The organism is Longimicrobium sp., assembly GCF_035474595.1.
Classification (GTDB): domain Bacteria; phylum Gemmatimonadota; class Gemmatimonadetes; order Longimicrobiales; family Longimicrobiaceae; genus Longimicrobium.
This window is the reverse complement of sequence record NZ_DATIND010000026.1, coordinates 24,365-43,367: the sequence shown is the minus strand read 5'-3', so window position 1 is coordinate 43,367 and position 19,003 is coordinate 24,365. Positions and strand designations below refer to the sequence as shown.

Genomic DNA, 19,003 nt, shown 5'->3' with positions numbered 1-19,003 from the left:
ACGGTGTGGTCGGCCTCAGGATGACGTCTGGATGGTTCCGCGCGCAGCCGATTTATCGGGCTCGACATCCGCTCAGACCGCGCTCGCCCGTCACAAGCGGCACGCGCCCGTCGTTCATGGCAGGGGGACGAAAATCCATCCCTAACTCACACAGGGGAGGACAGCATGAGCAACGCTTCCGCCAGGATTCTCCCGCTCGTCGTGCTTTCCGTGCTGGCCCTCGCCGTCCCCCGCGCGCACGCGCAGACGGCGCCGCCCGCGCCCGCCGGCACCGCGCGAGCCTCGGGCGACGACGAGCTGGCGCCGGACGAGGTGGAGATCGACGCTCCGCCGGCCATGCTGCATCCCGAGGTGATGCCCAGGCTGGTCGCGCAGGTGTATCCGAACGAGATGCGGCGGAACGGGATCGAGGGGAGCGTGACGCTGAGCATGATCGTGGAACCGGGCGGGTACGTCCGGCAGGGGAGCGTGCGCGTGCTCGGTGCCTCGGACCCGCGCTTCGTGCAGGCGGCGCGGTGGGTGGCGCTGCGCGTTCCCTTCCGCGCCGCGACGCTGGGCGACAGGGAGGTGGCGGCGCCCACCCGGCTCTCCGTCGCCTTCGTGCTGCGGGACCTCTGAGCCGGAGACATCGCCCGCCGCGCCGGCCCAACTGACGCAACGGCCGCCGCTCCGCACCGGGGCGGCGGCCTTCGCATCCCGCGAATCGAATCACCTCGATTACAGTTGTTTATCCACGCGGAAGCCCGCACATTCATCTGCACTTCGCGTTTCGCACATCTTCCCATCTCCATGCCCCTCGTATCCTGCCCCGCCTGCGGCCGCGCGGTCAGCGCCCACGCCGCATCGTGCCCCGGCTGCGGCCATCCGATGCACGTGGCGCCCGTCGCGGCGAGCCCCAACCGCACGCTGCTCGTGGTGCTCGGCGCCGTGCTCGTGTGCGTGGCGCTGGTGGCGGCGCTGGGGTGGTTCGCGTACCGGCAGCTCGGCGCGCGCGCCGAGGCCCGGCGGCACCGTCCGCCCGAGGAGCTGGTGGACTACCCGGAGGTCCCGCCGGCCCCAGCGGCGGCCCCGCTGCCGCCGGGCGGCTCGGGCGCGGCGGAACCGGGCGACGAGACGCTGGAGCTGTCGGCGGTCGAGGAGCAGCCGCAGCTGCTGAACCGCGACGCCATCGCGTCCCAGCTTTCGCGCAACTACCCGCCGCTCCTGCGCGACGCGGGGATTGAGGGGAGCGCCAACGTCCGCCTGCGCGTGCGGCGCGACGGCAGCGTGGACCCGGAGAGCATCACGGTCGAGAACGCCACGCACCCGATGTTCGGCGAATCCGCGTCGCGGATCGTCGAGCGCATGCGCTTCCGCCCCGCGAAGGTGCAGGGGCGCCCGGTCGCGGTGTGGGTCACGCTGCCGGTCACCTTCCAGCTGCAACCCTGATCCGTCGTCCATCTCCCTTCATTCCCGGCCCATCTCCATGCCGCTCCTTCGCTTGCGTCACGCCGCGGCCGTTTCTGCCGCGCTCCTCCTCGCGCTCCCGGCGTCCGCGCAGGGCGGCGGGGACAAGCTCCCCGACACCGCGTACAAGCTGGAGCAGGTCGATTCGCCGCCCGCGCTGCTGAACGGCGGCGAGGTGGGGGCGGCCATCGCGGCGCTGTATCCCGAACCGCTGCTGAACGCGGGGATCACGGGCGAGGTGCTGCTGAAGTTCCGGGTCGAGCGCGACGGGACGGTCGATTCGATGTCGGTGGAGGTGGAGCACGCCAGCGATCCGCGGTTCGTGCAGCCCGCGTGGGCCGTCGTGGCACGGATGCGCTTCCGCCCGGCGATGCTGCGCGGGCGCGGCGTTCCCGTGTGGGTGACGCAGCCCATCCAGTTCCGGGTAGAGGACGACGACTCCCCCGCCGCGGGCGGCAAATCCCCGCCGGGCCCGCCCCTGGATCGCTCCACGCCGCCGGACGAGGGCACCTACGAGCTGTCGGCCGTCACGGTGCAGCCCCGGCTGCAAAACGGCGGCGAGATCGCGCGGATGATCGAGGCGCAGTATCCCCCCGCGCTGGCGGACAGCCTGGTTCGGGGCGTCGTGACGCTGCGGTTCAGGATCATGGAAACCGGGCTGGTGGACCCGGAGACGGTCACGATCGAGCACGCCACGCACGCGGCGTTCGCCGCCCCTGCCGCGGCGGCCGTCCGGCGGATGCGCTTTTCCCCGGCGCTGGTCGGGCGGACGCCGGTGCGCGTCTGGGCCACCATCCCGATCCACTTCGGATTCGAGGACCCGGATTCACCGCCAGGAGCCGACTTCCAGGGCACGGGCGCCGGCGCCAGGGGCGGGACGAACACGCCGCGGCCCTGACCCGCGGAATCGTCCCGATCCATCGGCCCCGAGGCCCGCCACCTCGCCGCACGGGCGCATCGCACGCATCCCCCCACTGGGTGACCCCATGAAGACGTCTCTCCCCCATCGCCCGTGCGCGGCGCGCCGCCGCCCTGCCCTGCTGCTGGCCGCGGCGGCATCCCTCGCCTCGGCCGGAGCGGCGGGCGCGCAGCAGCAGACGGATCGACCTCCGGCCGCGGCCCCGGGAAGCTCCGCGCCGGCCGTCGACGAGCTGCCGGTGGCGATCAACACCGCCGAGATCGAGCGGGAGATCGCCGCCCGTAATCCCGCGCTGATGGCGGACAGCGGGGTCCGCGTGCTCCTGCGGGTGAGGATCCTGCCCGACGGCACGGTGGATTCGGCATCGGTCAGGGTCGTGCGGCCGGTGGACCCCGCGTTCGTGGAGCCGGCCAGGGCCGTCGCCAGGCGCATGCGCTTCACCCCGGCGAGGGCGCAGCACCAGCCGGTGGCGTACGTGACGGTCGTTCCCGTCGACTTCGCGCCGCGGCCACGCCCGGAGAACGATGGAGTCAGGAACGGCGAGGTGCCTCCGGATGAGGGCACCTACGAGCTTTCGGCCGTCGAGGAGTGGCCGCAGCTGCGGAACGGCCCCACCACGGCGCGGCAGCTCGCCGCGCAGTATCCGCCCGCGCTGCGGGACGGCGGGGTCGAGGGCGACGTGGTGATCAGGTTCCGCGTTCTGGAAGACGGTACGGTCGATCCCGAAACCGTCACCCTGGAACAAACCACCGATCTGGCTTTCGACCAGCCGGCCGTGGCGGTGGTGCGGCAGATGCGCTTCACCCCGGCGCGGGTCGGCGGCAGGCCGGTGAAGGTCTGGGCCACCGTCCCCATCCACTTCGGATTCATGCACCCGGATCCGCCGGCAAAGGCCGACTTCAGCGGCACGGGCGCCGGCGCCAGGCCCGCGCCGAACGCCCCGCGGCCCTGATTCCGCCGATCATCCGATCCATCCTTCGAAGCCCCGGCCGCGCGCCGGGGCTTCCTGTTGGTGAGACCATCATCCCGGCAGCCGATGGCAGGGGGATGGGGAGACGGGTAGATTGCCGCGCTTCCCCATCTCCCGAAGACGAACGACGATGCCGACCGACGCGCCCGAGCTGCTGGATCCCGACCTGTGGTGCCCGCTGAGCGACCGCGAGCGGCGCGAGATGCTGGCGCGCGCGGTGCTCGACGCGCTGCGCGGCGCGCCGGGAGTGACGGGCGCGCGCATCGAGGTGGGCCCGGTGGAGCGGCCGTACGACTACACGGCGGTGGTGGAGACCGACGTGGGCGACCTGCGCACGCCGCTCTGGTCGCACGCGCGGGCCACCATCTTCTGCGACCCCTCCATCCACGCCGCCAACCGCCGGCAGCTGGCGCCCGCGCTGGAGGTGGACCGCGCGGCGGACCGGCTGCGGCGCCGCCTGGCCGTCCCCTTCACGCTGGAGAGCCGCGGGCTGACGCTGAAGCTGGAGCCCGAGCCCGGGGTGGAGCGCACCTGGACGGCCGAGCGCAGCCGCTTCCGCAACCGCACCGCCGTGAGCCGCGAGGACGTGGTGACGGCGAAGAGCGAGGACGTGGACGTGCGCGACCTGCTGGCGCACTTCTACACCGGCCCGTCGCTGCGCGCGGTGGCGGACGATGGCACGGCGTTCCTCCTCCGCGCCCAGGGCGAAGAGGAGGGGCGATTGATCACCCTGTGCGTGAAGTGCGGAAAGTGGCAGGAAGGCGCCGCCGATGCATGTCCCGACTGCGGCGGCCCTACGGAGGTGGTGATGGCGGTGCGACCGCCGAAGCGAACGGGCTAAAAAGAAGTGCGGGAGTGCGGAAGTGCGGAAGTGCGTGAGTGCGTGGATTTTCAGCGGGGACGCAGCGGTGTGAGGCCTCTGCGTCTCTGCGTGGGAAACCTGCCGGAGCGAGGATCGAACACTGCGGTAGGCCACGCACCGGTCCAGCGCACTTCCGCACTTCCGCACTCCCGCACTTTCTGTTCAGCCCGGCCGCCGGATCGCGAGGATGGCCTCGACCAGCTCCTCGGGCGGGTCCGGGAGATCGGGGTCGGCGAAGGCCTCGCGCTCCAGGACGATGGTGCGGCGGTAGCTGTCCAGGTAGTTGCGGCAGGAGACGCAGAGCTGCAGGTGCCGCTCGAAGGCCGAGGTGCGCATGGGGTCCAGCTCGCCCGCGCAGTAGTCGCCCAGGAAGGTAAGGACCTCGCGGCAGGTGGGGATCGCGGTCATCCCTGCTCGCCTCGCATCCAGGGGTCGAGCAGCGTGCGCAGCGCCTGCCGCGCGCGGTGCAGCCGCACCTTCACCGCGCCGGGGGTGATGCCGAGCGCCTCGGCCGCCTCGTCGGTGGAAAGCTCCTCGATGTCGCGCAGCAGGATGACGGTGCGGTGCGTGTCCGGCAGCCGGTCGATGGAGGCCCGCACCCGCGCCCGCACCTCGGCCTGCTCGGCGCCGGTTTCCGCGTCCGCGGGCCAGGCGGCGCTGGGCTCGGTGGCGTGCCCGTCGTCCACGAAGCGGGGGAGCCACTCGTCCAGGCTCACCTCGTCGGCGCCGGCGCGGGCGCGGAGCTTCGCGAGGGCGGCGTTGATGGCGATGCGGTAGATCCACGTGCCCAGCCGCGAGTCGCCGCGGAAGCGCGGGAGGCCGCGGAAGGCGGCCACGAACGCGTCCTGCACCGCGTCGCGCGCCTCGTCCTCGGAGCGCAGCAGGCGCCGCGTCACGCGCAGCAGCGCCGGCGTCTGCTCGCGCACGAAGTCGCGGAACGCGGCCTCGTCGCCCGCGCGCAGCCGCGCCAGCAGGTCGGCCTCGGGTTCCGCGGCGGCAGTGGCGGGGGCGGGCGGCAGCGGTTGCAACGGCGCGGGGGTGCGGCGGTGTCGGCGCGCGGGCAGGGGCGCCCGCGGCCCGGTGCGTCCGGGCGTGGTAAGGATGAGGTAGAGATACGGCTGCGGACGCGGAGCGCGCAACGTTCTTCGCTGGCTCGGGTGGGCGGCTGCGGATCGCCGGTCCCCGTCTGATGCGGATGCGCGGCACGGGGTTACGCGTGGCGAACGACGGAACGATCTCACGCGGAGCAGCGGAGGAAGATTTCCATCATCTACAGAAAAAAGGACGAGGCGTGTCCACACACACGCCCCGCCCGGTGCGGGAAGGAACCGCAGGTCCCCCCCGCGTTGTTCTGTCGTTGTCCCCCGATTCAGCGGAGGGCGGATCGCATCGCCCAGCCCCCTTCCGCTGGGCTCCGTGTCCTTCCGCCGCTCATATCGAATCCGGAAGAAGACTCGACGTGCTTTTCCCAGCGGACGTGCTGGGCAGGGTATGGATCCTTCGGCCTGCAACCATCTGCACAGAAACAGGTTGCGGCGTGGCCGGCCTCAGGATGACGTCAGGGGGGCGCCGGAACGCCCACGCTCCGGATGGATCCGGTATCAGCTTCAGGGCTGGCAGGTGCCGGTCACGACCGAGCCGGCCAGCGCGCGGGCGACGGTGTCCAAGCGGCACGCGGCGCTCTGCAGCGTGGAGCCGTCGGCGGTGCCCGCGAAGCCGGCCAGGGCGAGCGTCACCAGGATGATCGAAATGCGCGCGGTCTTCATCGTCGTGTCTCCGGAGTTGCTTCGGGTTCGTCCGTCTGCCACCGCGCTGTAAGGCGAGCTTCGCGCCACGCGGGGCCGTCTCTCTCAAGTCACTCATCTACAACTACTTGGGGAGATTTCGATCCGTCCGCCCATCTCCCTGCGTCCGTCCAGCTTCGCGACTCCGTACGCCGCCCGGCCACCTCGGCCCCGCACCCCGCCTCGCAGTTCGGGAAGAGCGTCGGCGGACCGGACGGCGTACGGAATCGCGACACCACTACTTCAGCCGGGCCACCATCCACCGCGTGCCCGCCACCGTGGCGGTGAGCGCCACCGTGCCGCCCTCGCCGCCGTCCTTCATCCGCACGAAGAAGCTGGTTCCCGCGCCGCGCGTGACCTGGTAGGCGAAGCCGCGCCCCGCCTGCACCTCGTCGATCGCGGCCTTCCACGAGTTCGGGTTCGCCGCGTCGGTGGCGCGCTCGTACACGGGGTTGTTCAGCTCCACGGCGTCGGTCTGGTCGTCGGACGCCTGCGTGAGCGTCCACAGCAGCACCGCGTCGGCCGGGTCCCACCCGGAGCCCAGGACGGCGCGCACGCGCTGCGACAGCCCCTGCCGCCGCACGCCGGCCGCGTCGATCCCGTACCACCCCTCCACCGCGCCGCGGGCCACCTGCGCCAGCGCCTCGTCGGCGGCCACGCCGCGGCGGGTCATGCGCACCTGCACGTCCTGCAGGAAGCTGGCGGCGTCGTAGTAGCCGCGGCTCAGGCGGCCGCGCGTGTCGGCGGGCTGCAGCGCGTAGGTCACGTTGGCGCCGGGCGCCTCGAAGCGGTTCTCCCAGCTCCAGTTGGCGGTCAGCGGCACGCCCAGAGAGCGGCGGACGATGTCCATCGCCACCAGGTCGGCCGTGCCCTCCATCGCCCACGCGGGGCCGAAGGACACGGCGCGCGGGCCGGCCGGCTGCGACTGGTAGGCGTAGCGCATCTGCCAGGCGTGCGTGAGCTCGTGCGCCAGCACCTTCAGGCGGAACGAGGGAACGTCGACCAGCGAGTAGCCGTCGCGGACGCCGGGGCGCACGTTCAGGTTCAGCCAGACGTAGGTGCCGATGCCGCTCCCGTCGGATGCCGCGCTGGTCGTGGCGCTCCCCATCCCCAGGTCCGGGTTCCAGGCGCCGTAGACGACCAGCAACTGCCCCGACCCCGCGCTGGTGACCGGGCGGCCGGCGCCCCAGGTGCGGTCCAGCACCGCCTCGCCCTCGCGGACCAGGTAGTCCATCGCCTTCTCGGTGTCGGAGATGAAGCGCGCGGTGTGCCCCTCCTCGTCGCCCTCCACCAGCGCGAAGGCGTAGCGGCCCATGACGCGCACCACGCGCGCGGTGGCCTGCTCGCCGGTCAGGCGGCGGATGGGAAAGCGCTCGCCCTCGGCCCACGGCGTGGCGCGCGCAAAGGGGGTGTTCGCGTCCACCTGGGCATCGGCGCGCAGGGTGACGTCGCCCGCAGGGGCGGCGGAGGCGGCGAGCCGGTCCAGGTTGGGCGCGGCGGTCGGCGCGGCGTTGGACCCGTCGCCCACCACGTAGCTGGGCTCGTCGGACAGGGAGGGCTCGGGGCCGGCCTGCGCGCCCTCGATGGCGCGCGCGTCGAAGCCGGCCAGCGCGTAGCGCGCGCCGGCGTGCGGGGCCAGCTGGAAGCAGGCGGCCTGCGCGGCGGTGAGCGACGCGGTCTGGCCGGGCTGCAGGTCCACGGTGGCGCCGGGCGCGCACGAGGCGGTCGTCGACGGCCCCTGCGTGGAGCCGGTGACGGAGCCGCCCGCGTCGCCGCCGCAGGCGGCCAGCGGCAGCGCGGCGAGGCAGAGGGCGGCGAGACCCAGGCGGTGATGGTTGGCGATCATTGGCTTGCGAGGCTCGGATCGGGTGCGTGACCATCCGCGCCGGGACCGGCGCGGACGACCCCGTCCAGAGCCATTCGCGTACCGGCGTGCCGCAATCTCCTATGTCGTTTATGGAGATGTATTTAGGGAGACGCGGACCGATTCGCCGGATGGCGCCCGGTTGCCGAGGATCCGGACAGCGGGGGGATGGAGATGCGAGGAATGGCGCGCGGAATGGACGTCCGCGCGGTGGATGTCGGCCGACGGCGCGATGTACAGAAATTTGACGGTGGGGATGCAGAGCGGAAAAACGTTCCGGGTCGATCCGAAATCCACGTGGCGGGTGACGAGAGCTCCCGGTGTGGGGAGAAGCATCGATGCGTCGCCGCGCCCTCGCGGCCCTCTCCCCCCACCCCCTCCCCCAAAACCGACCGGGGGAGGGGGAGACCTCATCGAGAGGAGAGGGTTTCCAGTGGGTTGGAGGCATCCTGCCCGCCTGGCTGGCCCCCTCCCCCGGGCCCCTCCGCCCGCTCCGCGGGGGAGGGGAGAACTCAACGCGGGCGGAGCCTCCGGAAACCGCGGGGATGCTTGGAAGGGCATCGCATCACGCGGAAATCAGACGAGTGCTCAGGTACCTGCGCGTCGCGATCGAAGCTACCCCCTCCCGTTGTCGGGAGGGGGTACGCGGCCCCAGCGGGGGGAGGGCTCGCGGGGGCTCCGCGGGGAAACGCGAGGAGGAATCGCCGATAGGGTTCGCGGATTCGTGGAATTCCGGAAAACGGAAGCGGGGCCGGAGATCTCACTCTCCGGCCCCGCCCGCCGCCCCGGCCCGCCCGATGCCGCGCTACTTCGAGGTGGCGAGCGTGGCGATGGCGGCGGCGGCGCCCAGGATGGCGGCGAACGGGCCCACGTAGTCGCGGATCACGTTGGAGCGCCGGCCCACCCGGATCTGGTCGCCCGAGCGGATGCGCATCTCCGACACGTCGGCGTCCGGGCGCTGCAGGTTCACCAGGATCTCGCGCCCGCCGCGCATCACGTGCACGCGGTCCAGCCGCCCGAACTCCGTCACCCCGCCCGCCGCCGCCACCGCCTGCCCCAGCGTGGTCTCGGGCGACAGCGTGTACAGGTTGGGGAGCCGCACCTCGCCGCCCACCCCCACGCGGTACAGGAAGTCGAACACGAAGTTGGGGTCGCGCTCGAAGCGCGAGATGGCCGTGCGCAGCCGCTCGCGGATCACCGAGCGGGGAACGCCGACCACGTGCACGTCGGAGAGCAGCGGGTGCTGCACGGTGCCGTCGGGGCTGATCCCGAAGTCGCCGCTGAACTCCGGCTGGCGGAACACGACCAGGTGGATGACGTCGCCCGGGCGCAGGTACACGCTGTCGGACGAGGCCTGCGCGGCGGCGCGCCCCGCGGGAACCAGGGCCAGGAGCGCGAGGAGGACAAGGACGGTTCGGCGCATGGAGGTGCGGAGGCGGAGGGAGGGGCGGGCGCTGGCGATCGCGCAACCTAAGCCGCGCGCCGGGGGGAAGTCCAGCCCGGGCACCGCGGGAGCGGGGAAACCGAAGCTTGTGCGAACTCGCCGCAGGCCGCATATTCACTGCGGCCAAGGGGTTGCCCACCGTGGCCGACCCGCTCCCGCCAGAATTCCCGACAAAACTCGCGCAGTCCTTCTCTCCAAGGCCCGTGCCCCGGACCCCAATGCCACGCATTCGTACGTTGCTCCTTCCCGCCGCCCTGCTGTGCGCCGGGTGGACCGCCAGCGCCCATGCGCAGGTCCGCGCGCCGCGGCCGCACAAGCGCATCGAGGTGGTGTCGCAGGGGATGACGCCGGCGCAGGTGCGCGCCGTGCTGGGCGAGCCGCTGCGCACGCGCCGCGAGGGAACGCTCACCTACCTGTACTACGCAAACGGCAGCGCGGCCGCCGGCGGCGACGACTACGTGGTGGTGCAGGACTGCCGCGTGGTGGGCGCGCACTTCGCCAACCCCAGCCGCTTCGTGGCCCGCGCCCCGGCCGACACCGGCACGCCGCCGGCCGCCGAGTGCCACGCGTCCGCCGCCGACTCGGCCTCGGCCCCGCCGGCGATGGCCATGCGCGCCGACACCCCGCGCACCCCCGCGCCGCCCACCGACGTGAACCCCGGCGGCGCCATGCCGGCGCAGCAGCCGCGGCTGGTGGCCGAGGACCGGCCGCTCCCGCAGCTGGGAGCCGGCGAGTGGCGCAGCAAGCTCACGCTGCGCCATCCGGGCACGCACCTGCTGGCCGTTCCCGCCGCCAGCATCAGCTCGCCCACCGGCTTCGGCGTGGACATGGGCGAGGCGTTCGTGGGCGTGGCCTACCAGGAGCGGACCCGCTTCACCACCAGCGACGACGCCACGGCGTCCATCGGCATGGGCTTCGGCGACCGCGACCGCCTGGTGGGGCTGGAGGTGTCGGCCACCTCGTACTCCACGCTGCGCGGCGGCGGGCCCTTCGAGACCGGCGGGCTGAACTTCAAGCTGCACCACGCCTTCGGCGACGTGTGGGGCGTGGCCGTGGGGTACGAGAACGCGGTGCGCTGGGGCGGATCCGACGCGGGGCAGAGTCCGTACGCCACCGTCACCCGCGTCTTCCGCCTGAACGACGACTCGTCGCGGCCCTTCAGCGCCATCGCCGCCACGCTGGGCGCGGGCGCCGGGCGCTTCCGCTCCGAGAGCGACGTGGCGGCGGACAGGAAGACCGTGAACCCCTTCGGGGCGATCGGGATCCAGGTGATCGAGCCGCTGTCGCTGACCGCCGACTGGAACGGGCAGGACCTGTACGCCGCGGCCTCCATCGCCCCCATCCGCCGCGTGCCGCTGGTGATCAACGCGGGCGTGGCCGACATCACCGGGAGCGCCGGCGACGGCGCGCGCTTCATCCTGTCCGCGGGGCTGGGCTTCCGCTGGCTTCCCCCCTTCTTCTGATCATGATGCCGACCCTACGCCGTACGAGCTTTGTCCTTGCCGCGGCCGCCGCGGTGCTGGCCGCCGCGCCGGCCGCCGCGCAGAGCGGGAACAACTCCGACAACAGCGGCTTCATCCCCAGCGGCAGCGGGGCGCACAGCGGCAGCTTCCTGGGGCCGGGGCTGCGCACCGAGAACGAGATGTTCGCCCGCAACGGCGACCGCGTGACCTTCCGCAACGCCCGCACCGGCTGCGCGCTGCGCGGCGCCGAGCGCGCGTACCGCGACAGCATCGCCGCCACCACGCCCACGGCGGCCGAGGCGCGGGTGCAGACGCTGCTGGGCGCCCGCGACGGCACCGGCGACGCGGATGCCGTCGCCGCGGCGCTCGCCCACGGCGCGGCGCCCGACTCGCCGCTGGGGCGCGCGGCGCGCTCGCTGGCCGACGCGCTGAACGGGCTGATGCGCGACCGCGGCGCCTGCGGGGCCGACCGCGACAGCTTCGACGAGGCGCCGCAGTGGCAGGAGGCCATCCGCGCCTTCAACGACTACATCCACAACGCGCCCGACTCGGCGTTCAGCCCGCCCGCGCCCGAGCTGCTGGCCATCCACGACGCGCTGCAGAGCGTGGTCTACCACACGCTGCGCAACCCCAACGCGCCGTGACCGGGCAGTCCCCCGCCCTGACCCCCGCCACCGTCCTGGTCGCCGCGCGCGAGCAGGTTTCGGCCGAGGTGGAGGGCGGGGCGGTGATCCTGAACCTGGCGGACGGGGTCTACTACGGGCTGGACGGCGTGGGCGCGCGGGTGTGGGAGATGCTGCGCGAGCCGCGCCCGCTGGCCCAGGTGCGCGACGCCGTGACCGCCGAGTACGAGGTGGACGCGGAGACGGCGTGGAACGACCTGGAGCGGCTGCTGGGCGACCTGCTGGAGCGCGGGCTGGTGGAGGTCGTCTCCGCCGCCGGCGCCTGAGCCCGGCGCGGTGAGCGGGATCGCCGGCATCGTTCCCCCGCCCGGCGCGCCGGTGGACGCCGCGGTGCTGGAGCGGATGGCTTCCTGCCTCTCCAATCCCTTCGCGGACGGGACGCGGGCGCGGGTGCTGGAGGGATGCGGCCTGGCCCACGCGCTCCTGCGCACGGGCGACGAGGACGACGCGCCGCCGCAGCCCTTCTCGCTCGACGGCCGCGCCTGGACCATCGCCGACGCGCGGATCGACGGGCGCGACGAGCTCGTCCGCGAGCTGCGGGGCGCGGGGGAAGAGGCGCGGCCGGATGCGCCCGCCGCGGAGCTGATCCTCCGCGCCTGGGCCGCGTGGGGGGCGGGATGCGTGGACCGGCTGCTGGGCGACTTCGCCTTCGCCGTGTGGGACGCGCCGCGGCGGACGCTCTTCTGCGCGCGCGACCCGCTGGGGTTGAAGCAATTCTTCCATGCATCTCCCGGCGGCGCCTTCGTCTTCTCCAGCTCGCTCGACTGCGCGCTCGCGCACCCGGGCGTGGGGCGCGCGGTGGACGAGGCCGCGGTGGCCGACTTCCTGGTCCACGGCTTCCACCAGGACGGGGAGAGGACCATCCGCCGCGAGGTCCGCGCGCTGGCGCCGGGGCACGCGCTGGAGGTGCGGGACGGGAGGATGCGGGTGCGCCGCTGGTGGACGCTGCCGGTGGACGAGCCGCTCCGCCTCCGCGGGCCGGGCGAGTACGCCGAGCGCTTCGTCGACCTCCTCGGCGCGGCGGTGCGCGACCGGATGCCGCGCGGCGGCGTCTCCATCTTCCTGAGCGGCGGGCGCGATTCTCCCGCCGTCGGGGCGATGGCGCGCGAGGCCGCACGGGGTGGGGACCGGCAGGGGGAGATCCGCGGCTTCACCGCCGTCTACCGGCGCCTCTTCGCCGACGACGAGGGGCGGTGGGCGGAGATGGCCGGGCGGGCGCTGGAAATCCCCATCACCTGGCTCCCGCTGGACGGCTACCGCGTGTTCGAGCGGTGGGAGGCCGATCCGCTCTTCGCGCGCCCCGAGCCCACCGACTCGGCGCTGATGGCCATCGAGGTGGACCAGTGGTCGCAGGCCGCCTCGCACGCGCGGGTGCTGCTGACCGGCTTCGGGGGAGACGCGGTGCTGCGCGAGTCGCGCTCGCGCCTCACGCGGCTGGCGCTGGGCGGGCACCTGCTGCGCGCCGCGTATGAGGGACTGCAGTACGCGCGGCACCACCGCCGCCTCCCCCGCCCCGGCGTGCGCACCTGGCTGCGGACGCGCGGCACGCGCCAGGGGTGGAACGCGGAGATGCCGCCCTGGCTTGCGGACGACTTCGTCCGTCGCGCGGGGGTGGCGGAGCGGATCGCGGCGCAGAACGCGCGGGAGATGCCGCCGCACCCCGCGCGCCCCGAGGCGGGCGAGCAGCTGGCCTCGCCGCTCTGGCCGCACCTGTTCCGCTGGATGGACCCGGGAACCACGCGCATCCCGCTGGAGGTGCGGCACCCCTTCTTCGACCTGCGGCTGGTGCGCTTCCTCCTGTCGGTGCCGCCCGCGCAGTGGTACAACGACAAGGGGCTGCTGCGGATCGGGATGCGGGGCCGCCTCCCCGAAGCGCTGCTGGCGCGCCCCAAGACGCCGCTGGCGGGCGACCCGCTGGCCGCGCGCCACCGGGCGGAGGGCGATGCTTGGCTCGATGGCCGCGCGCTGGGCCCCGAGGCGGCGCCGTTCGTGGACGCGGACCGCGTCCCCCGCGCCGCCGGCGGACGGATGGACGCCCCCGCGGACCCGCTCTGGCTGCACCTGCGGCCGCTGGCCCTTTCGCTCTGGCTCCGGCGCGGCGCCTAAGCACCTTTCGGAACAACCGGTGTACAAGCCGTCCGGACACCCCGCACCCGCACACGAGGATCGACGCGATGCAGCTCCCCACCCGCAAGAGCTACCAGGCCCCTGCGCTGAAGGTGTACGGCGACGCGCGCGCGCTGACGCAGACCGCCGCGACCAACAACAACATGAACGACCCCGGGAACAGCTCGCAGACCAAGACGTGAGCGGCGCGGGCGGAGCCGTGCGCTCCGCCCGGCTGCACCCGCGGCGCCTTCGGGGCGCCGCCGCTCCGCCGCCGCTGCCGGTTCGCTTGCACTACCTCCTGTACGGCCTCCAGGTCCAGACCGACCGCGCCCTCCCGGGGCTCCGCGCCGAACCCGGCGCCGGGCCCCCGGACGTGCGCATGTGGATCGGCGCGCACCCGCCCGGGTGCGCGCCGTCCGCCGTCTCCGAGCCGTGGTACGTGGCCAATCGGTCCTCTCCCGAGGGAGAGCCCGCGCTGGCCGTCTTCCGCGGCGGCGGCTGGTTCCGGCTGCGCTACGCCGACGGCACCGAGTTCACCGTCGACCAGGCGGGGACCCGCGTCGGCTGCACCTGGCGCCCCGAATCCACCCTCGAAGACACCTCCACCTACCTGCTGGGCCCCGTCTGCGGTCTGGTGCTGCGGCTGCGCGGGCTCTCCGCGCTGCACGCCAGCGCCGTCTCGGCGGGAGATTCGGCCTTTCTCCTCTGTGGCCCCGCCGGAGCGGGAAAGTCGACCACCGCGGCCGCGTTCGCCGCGCGCGGCCGCCCCGTCCTCTGCGACGACGTGGCGGTGCTGGACGTCGATGGAGATGGCGTGAAGGTCCGCCCCGCGTATCCCCACCTGCGGCTGTGGCCGGACTCGGTGCGCAACCTTTTCGGGCCAGCGGCCGACCTCCCCGCGCTCACGCCCAACTGGGAGAAGCGCTACCTGGACCTGGGCGCGCGCGGCGAGTCCTTCCATCCCCGCCCCCTCCCCGTCCGCGCCGTGTACCTCATCGCCCCGCGCGAGGAGGCCGGCGCGCCGCGGCTGCAGCCGGTCCCCGCGGCGGACGCGGTGCTGGCGCTGGTCGCCAACACCTATCTCGGCTGGCTCCCGGACATGGCCGCGCATGGTCGCGACCTGGCGCGCTACGCCGCGCTCGTCCGCCAGGCCGCGGTGAAGCTCGTCGTCCCGCACGCCGACCCCGCCCGCCTCCCGGATCTCTGCGAGCTGATCGAGGCGGACTTCACCGCGCGCGCCGGAGGGGCCACGTGATCGACACCTACGGCGCCGGCGCGTACGGCCGCATGCTGGCCGACCGGTCGCGGGTGGATGCCTACGCGGCCGCGATCGAGGCCGTCGTCCGCCCCGGCTCGATCGTGCTCGACATCGGCACGGGGACGGGGTTCTTCGCGCTGCTGGCGGCACGGCTCGGGGCGCGGCGGGTGTACGCGGTCGATCCCACCGACGCCATCCGCACCGCGCGCGAGGTGGCGCGCGACAATGGAATGGCGGACCGCATCGAGTTCATCCAGGACGTCTCCACGCGGGTGACGCTTCCGGAGCGCGCCGACGTGGTCGTCTCCGACCTCCGCGGCGTCCTCCCGCCCTTCCAGCGGATCGTGGCCACGCTGCGCGACGCGCGCGAGCGGCTGCTGGCGCCGGGCGGCGTCCTCGTCCCCGCCGCCGACGTGCTGCTGGCCGCGCCGGTGGAGGCCGAACGGGCGTGGGAAGACGCGGTGGGACCCGCGTCGGTGCTGGGGTTCCGCTTCGCGGCCGTGCGGCGCGCGGCGTGCAACGACTGGCGGCGCGGCGTCTTCGACCCCGACCAGCTGCTGGCCGCCCCGCGCGAGTGGGCGCGGATGGACTACGCGATGCTCGCCGAAACCGACGTGCGCGGCGGGGCCGAGTGGCGCGCCGAACGGGCCGGGACCGCGCACGGGCTGGCCGTCTGGTTCCGCGCCGAGCTGGCGCCCGGCATCGCGTTCGACTCCGGTCCGGGGAACACCACCATCTACCAGACCGCCTTCTTCCCCTTCCCCGAGCCGGTGCGGCTCGAAGCGGGCGGCGGCGTGCGGGCGGCGCTCGAGGCGCGGCTGGTGGGCGGCGACTACCTCTGGCGCTGGGACACCACGCTGGACCGCGACGGGGCCGATGCGATCTCCTTCCGGCAGTCCACCTTCCTCGCCACCCTCCCCTCGCCGGACCGGCTGCGCCGCCGCGCGGACACGTTCGTGCCGCGGCTTAATGGGAACGGCGAGGTCGCCGCGTTCGTCCTTTCGCGCATGGACGGCGGCGCCAGCGTGGGCCAGATCGCGCGCGAGCTGATGGCGCGCTTCCCCGGGCGGTTCGACCGCTGGGAGGCGGCGCTCTCGCACGTGGGCACCTTCTCCGAGACGTACGGCGAGTGATGGCGGCGGCGGACGGGCATGCGCGGACGGCGGATCGGGCCGATCGGGGGGATGCGGAGCGGCGCCCCGTCTCTGCGCGCGAGCTTCTCCTCCGGGCCGCGCGGATGGGGACGGCGGAGGATGATGCTTCGCTCGGGGGGATGGAGTGGCCGCACGTCTTCGCCCTGGCGGAGCGGCACCGGATGATCCCGCTCCTGCACCGCCATCTCGCGGACGCCCCGCTCCCCGCCGAGGTGTCCGCGGAGCTGCGCGCGCGCAACCGCGACGAGGTGCACCGCGCGCTCCGCCTCGCCGCCGAGCTGCGCCGGCTCCTGGCCGCGCTCGGCGCCGCGGGGATCGAGGTACTGGCGTACAAGGGGCCGGCGCTCGCCGTCCAGGCGTACGGAGACCTGTCGCTGCGCTCCTTCGTCGATCTCGATCTCCTCGTGCGGCCCGGCGACGTCCCGCGCGCGCTCGGGGTGCTCGACGCGCAGGGATATGCACCCGCCCTCGCCCTTTCGCCCGCGCAGGAGCGCTACTTCCGGCGCGTGGATGGGGATTACCCGCTCGTGCATCGCCAGACGGAGCTGCTGGTCGAGCTGCACGCGCGCGTCTCGTCCGAGCGCTTCTGCATGCCGGTGGAGACGCACGGCCTGATGCGCCGCGCGCAATCCGTCCCCGTCGGCGGCGGCGCGATGCGGACGCTGGGGGATGACGATCTCCTCCTCGTCCTCTGCGTCCACGGCGCCAAGCACCGGTGGAAGCGGCTGGAGTGGCTGGCCGCCGTCGCCGCGCTCCTCCGCGGCCAGCGCGGGGACGTCGCCACGGTGCTCGAGCGTGCGACGCAGGCGCGCGCGCGGCGGACGGTTCTCCTGGGACTGTCGCTCGCGCGGCGGCTTCTGGACGCGCCGTTGCCGCCCGCGGTGGTACGGGAGATCGAGGGAGACGCGGCGCTCTCCAGGCTGGCGGACGAGGCGGTGCGGCGGATGTTCGAGGAGACGGGGGACGAGGGGGAGGATACGGCGGCGAACCTGGCGTTCAACCTCCGCGCGCGCGACGGGACGATGGACCGCGCGCGCTACGCCGGGCGCTGGCTCTTCGGCCCGTCGCCGGAGGACTGGCGCTGGGCGCATCTCCCCGACGCGCTCTTCCCCCTCTACCGCGTGCTGCGGCCCGTGCGGCTCCTGATGCGCCACGGCGGGAGGCGCGGCGGATGAGCGCCACCGGCGACACCGCGCGCCCGCCGCTGCGGCGCGTCCTTCCCGCGCTGCTGCGCGAGCTCTGGCGGCTGGACGCGCGGCGGGTGGTGGCGTCGCTGGTCCTGTCGCTCGCCGCGGCCGGCTTCGAGGCCGCGGGCGTGGTGATGCTGGTGCCGCTCCTCACCGCCGTCGGCCTTCCCGCTCCCGCCGGCTCCGCGGGGAGGATGGGCGGGCTGGCCCGGCACGCGCTGGCGACGGTGGGGCTGCGGCCCACGCTGGCGGCGGTGCTCGGGCTCTTCGTCGCCATCACCGCGGCGAGCGCGCTGGTCACCCGCGCGCAGAACCTGGCCGCGTGGCGCCTGGAACAGGCCACCGCGCTCACCTTCCGCCGCCGCCTCTACGCGGCCATCGCCGGCGCGCGCTGGCTGCACTTCACCCGCATCCGCTCGTCGGACCTGGTGCACGCGCTCACCGGCGAGTGCGACCGGTGCGCGCGCAGCTCGTCGTACCTCATCTCCGTTCTCACCTTCCTGCTCGTTTCGCTCGCGTACTTCGCGCTGGCGCTGCGCGTCTCCGTCCCCGCGTCGCTGGTGGCCGCCGGGTGCGGCGCGGTGCTGCTGGTGGCGCTGCGCGGCTACTCGCGCTCCGTCCGCCGCCACGGCGAGGGGCTGCGCGAGGCGCACGCCGAGATGACCGCCGCCGCCAGCGAGCACCTGCAGAGCATGAAGACGGTGAAGAGCTACGGCGCCGAGGAGCGCAACGTGGCGCTCTTCGGCGCCGCCGCGCAGCACGCGGCCGACGTGCACCTGCACGCCACCCGCATCTATGGCGACTCGCGCGCGCTGTTCAGCATCGGCTCGGTGGTGCTGCTCGGCGTGGTGACCTGGGTGTCGGTGGCCGTATTGAAGCTCCCCGGCGCCTCCACGCTGCTGCTGGCCTTCATCTTCTTCCGCGTGGTCCCGCGGCTGCAGAACCTGCAGACGTACCACCAGCTGCTGCTGCACGACCTTCCCGCGTACGAGTACGTCACCGGGCGCATCGCCGCGCTGGAGGCCGAGCGCGAGCGCCTCTCCCCCGGCGAGCCCGTGCACGCGCTGGCACGGGGGATCCGCTTCGAAGGCGTCTCGTTCGGCTACCCCGGCGTGGAGCGCGACGCGGTCGGCGGGGTGGACCTGGAGATCGGGGCGCGGAGGACGACGGCCATCGTGGGCCCCTCCGGATCGGGGAAGACTACCGTGGCCGACCTGGTGATGGGGCTCGTACCCCCGAGGTCGGGCCGCGTGGTGGTGGACGGGCGGGTGCTGGACGAGGAATGGATGCGCGGGTGGCGCGAGGGGATCGGGTACGTGGCGCAGGACACCGTCCTTTTCCACGACACCGTGCGCGCCAACCTCCTCTGGGCGCGCCCCGGCGCGACCGACGCGGAGATGCGCGAGGCGCTGCGCCAAGCGGCGGCGGACGGCTTCGTGGACGCGCTGCCGCAGGGGATGGAGACGGTGATCGGCGACCGCGGCGTGCGCCTTTCCGGCGGCGAGCGGCAGCGGCTGGCGCTGGCCCGCGCGCTCCTGCGCCGCCCCGCGCTGCTCATCCTGGACGAAGCCACCAGCGCGCTCGACACCGAGAACGAGCGGCGCATCCGTGACGCCATCGGCGCGCTGCACGGCCACGTCACCATCCTCCTCATCACCCACCGTCTCTCCAGCGTCCGCGACGCCGACGCCATCCACGTGATGGAGTCCGGGCGCCTGGTGGAGAGCGGCACCTGGGCGGAACTGGTTGCCAAGCCCGGCGGACGCTTCCGCGCGCTGTGGCGCAGCCAGGAGGCGGACGAAGAGGAGTCAGACTAATACCGGATCCGGAAAATGAGTCTGTGCTTCCGCGCCGCCCCCC

Annotated in this window: 19 protein-coding genes; 14 read left to right on the top strand and 5 right to left on the bottom strand. The window is 73.9% G+C overall.

What is annotated here, in order from left to right; translation table 11 throughout:
* The first annotated feature begins 165 nt into the window (after nt 1-165).
* From VLK66_RS04550 to VLK66_RS04530, 5 genes are all read left to right on the top strand, one after another.
* The gene (locus VLK66_RS04550; RefSeq protein WP_325308189.1) at nt 166-618 is read left to right on the top strand and encodes an energy transducer TonB; all 453 of its coding nucleotides are present in this window, start codon (nt 166-168) and stop codon (nt 616-618) included.
* Nucleotides 619-789: 171 nt separating this feature from the next.
* Nucleotides 790-1,428, top strand: a complete 639-nt coding sequence (locus VLK66_RS04545; protein WP_325308188.1) for an energy transducer TonB — start codon at nt 790-792, stop codon at nt 1,426-1,428.
* A gap of 37 nt (nt 1,429-1,465) precedes the next feature.
* Nucleotides 1,466-2,344: a TonB family protein gene (locus VLK66_RS04540; protein WP_325308187.1), complete on the top strand. Its 879-nt coding sequence runs from the start codon at nt 1,466-1,468 to the stop codon at nt 2,342-2,344.
* Nucleotides 2,345-2,432: 88 nt separating this feature from the next.
* Nucleotides 2,433-3,317: an energy transducer TonB gene (locus tag VLK66_RS04535; RefSeq protein ID WP_325308186.1), complete on the top strand. Its 885-nt coding sequence runs from the start codon at nt 2,433-2,435 to the stop codon at nt 3,315-3,317.
* 148 nt (nt 3,318-3,465) lie between these two features.
* A complete protein-coding gene (locus VLK66_RS04530) occupies nt 3,466-4,176 on the top strand; it encodes a hypothetical protein (RefSeq protein WP_325308185.1) in 711 nt (236 codons plus the stop codon).
* Between the two features lie 183 nt (nt 4,177-4,359).
* Here the strand turns inward: VLK66_RS04530 and VLK66_RS04525 are convergent, their stop codons facing one another.
* The 5 genes from VLK66_RS04525 to VLK66_RS04505 form a co-directional block, all read right to left on the bottom strand.
* The gene (locus tag VLK66_RS04525; protein WP_325308184.1) at nt 4,360-4,605 is read right to left on the bottom strand and encodes an anti-sigma factor family protein; all 246 of its coding nucleotides are present in this window, start codon (nt 4,603-4,605) and stop codon (nt 4,360-4,362) included.
* On the bottom strand, nt 4,602-5,225 hold the full coding sequence (locus tag VLK66_RS04520; RefSeq protein WP_325308183.1) for a sigma-70 family RNA polymerase sigma factor: 624 nt from the start codon (nt 5,223-5,225) through the stop codon (nt 4,602-4,604). Before VLK66_RS04520 ends, VLK66_RS04525 begins: the two co-directional genes overlap by 4 nt.
* 579 nt (nt 5,226-5,804) lie before the next feature.
* Nucleotides 5,805-5,963 (bottom strand): hypothetical protein, encoded by a 159-nt coding sequence (locus tag VLK66_RS04515; protein WP_325308182.1) that lies wholly within the window; start codon nt 5,961-5,963, stop codon nt 5,805-5,807.
* A 256-nt stretch (nt 5,964-6,219) separates the two neighbouring features.
* Complete coding sequence (locus VLK66_RS04510; protein ID WP_325308181.1) at nt 6,220-7,827, bottom strand: hypothetical protein; 1,608 nt, start codon at nt 7,825-7,827, stop codon at nt 6,220-6,222.
* An 823-nt stretch (nt 7,828-8,650) separates the two neighbouring features.
* Nucleotides 8,651-9,268, bottom strand: coding sequence for a polysaccharide biosynthesis/export family protein (locus tag VLK66_RS04505; RefSeq protein WP_325308180.1), 618 nt, complete (start codon nt 9,266-9,268; stop codon nt 8,651-8,653).
* 239 nt (nt 9,269-9,507) lie between these two features.
* Between VLK66_RS04505 and VLK66_RS04500 the strand changes: the two genes are divergently transcribed.
* The 9 genes from VLK66_RS04500 to VLK66_RS04460 all read left to right on the top strand — a co-directional run bounded on the left by VLK66_RS04500 (nt 9,508) and on the right by VLK66_RS04460 (nt 18,960).
* On the top strand, nt 9,508-10,752 hold the full coding sequence (locus VLK66_RS04500; protein ID WP_325308179.1) for a hypothetical protein: 1,245 nt from the start codon (nt 9,508-9,510) through the stop codon (nt 10,750-10,752).
* 2 nt (nt 10,753-10,754) lie between these two features.
* Nucleotides 10,755-11,396 (top strand): hypothetical protein, encoded by a 642-nt coding sequence (locus VLK66_RS04495; RefSeq protein WP_325308178.1) that lies wholly within the window; start codon nt 10,755-10,757, stop codon nt 11,394-11,396.
* Nucleotides 11,393-11,701 (top strand): PqqD family protein, encoded by a 309-nt coding sequence (locus VLK66_RS04490; RefSeq protein WP_325308177.1) that lies wholly within the window; start codon nt 11,393-11,395, stop codon nt 11,699-11,701. The genes VLK66_RS04495 and VLK66_RS04490 overlap by 4 nt, the downstream gene beginning before the upstream one ends.
* A 10-nt stretch (nt 11,702-11,711) precedes the next feature.
* A complete protein-coding gene (locus VLK66_RS04485; protein WP_325308176.1) occupies nt 11,712-13,541 on the top strand; it encodes an asparagine synthetase B family protein in 1,830 nt (609 codons plus the stop codon).
* Between the two features lie 68 nt (nt 13,542-13,609).
* The gene (locus VLK66_RS04480) at nt 13,610-13,744 is read left to right on the top strand and encodes a lasso RiPP family leader peptide-containing protein (protein WP_325308175.1); all 135 of its coding nucleotides are present in this window, start codon (nt 13,610-13,612) and stop codon (nt 13,742-13,744) included.
* Between the two features lie 86 nt (nt 13,745-13,830).
* Nucleotides 13,831-14,799 carry a hypothetical protein gene (locus VLK66_RS04475; RefSeq protein ID WP_325308174.1) on the top strand — a complete coding sequence of 323 codons (969 nt, stop codon included), beginning with the start codon at nt 13,831-13,833 and terminating at the stop codon, nt 14,797-14,799.
* Nucleotides 14,796-15,935, top strand: coding sequence for a 50S ribosomal protein L11 methyltransferase (locus VLK66_RS04470; protein WP_325308173.1), 1,140 nt, complete (start codon nt 14,796-14,798; stop codon nt 15,933-15,935). Before VLK66_RS04475 ends, VLK66_RS04470 begins: the two co-directional genes overlap by 4 nt.
* Nucleotides 15,935-17,131: a nucleotidyltransferase family protein gene (locus tag VLK66_RS04465; protein WP_325308172.1), complete on the top strand. Its 1,197-nt coding sequence runs from the start codon at nt 15,935-15,937 to the stop codon at nt 17,129-17,131. The genes VLK66_RS04470 and VLK66_RS04465 overlap by 1 nt, the downstream gene beginning before the upstream one ends.
* Nucleotides 17,128-18,960 carry an ABC transporter ATP-binding protein gene (locus tag VLK66_RS04460; RefSeq protein WP_325308171.1) on the top strand — a complete coding sequence of 611 codons (1,833 nt, stop codon included), beginning with the start codon at nt 17,128-17,130 and terminating at the stop codon, nt 18,958-18,960. The genes VLK66_RS04465 and VLK66_RS04460 overlap by 4 nt, the downstream gene beginning before the upstream one ends.
* Nucleotides 18,961-19,003 lie beyond the last annotated feature (43 nt).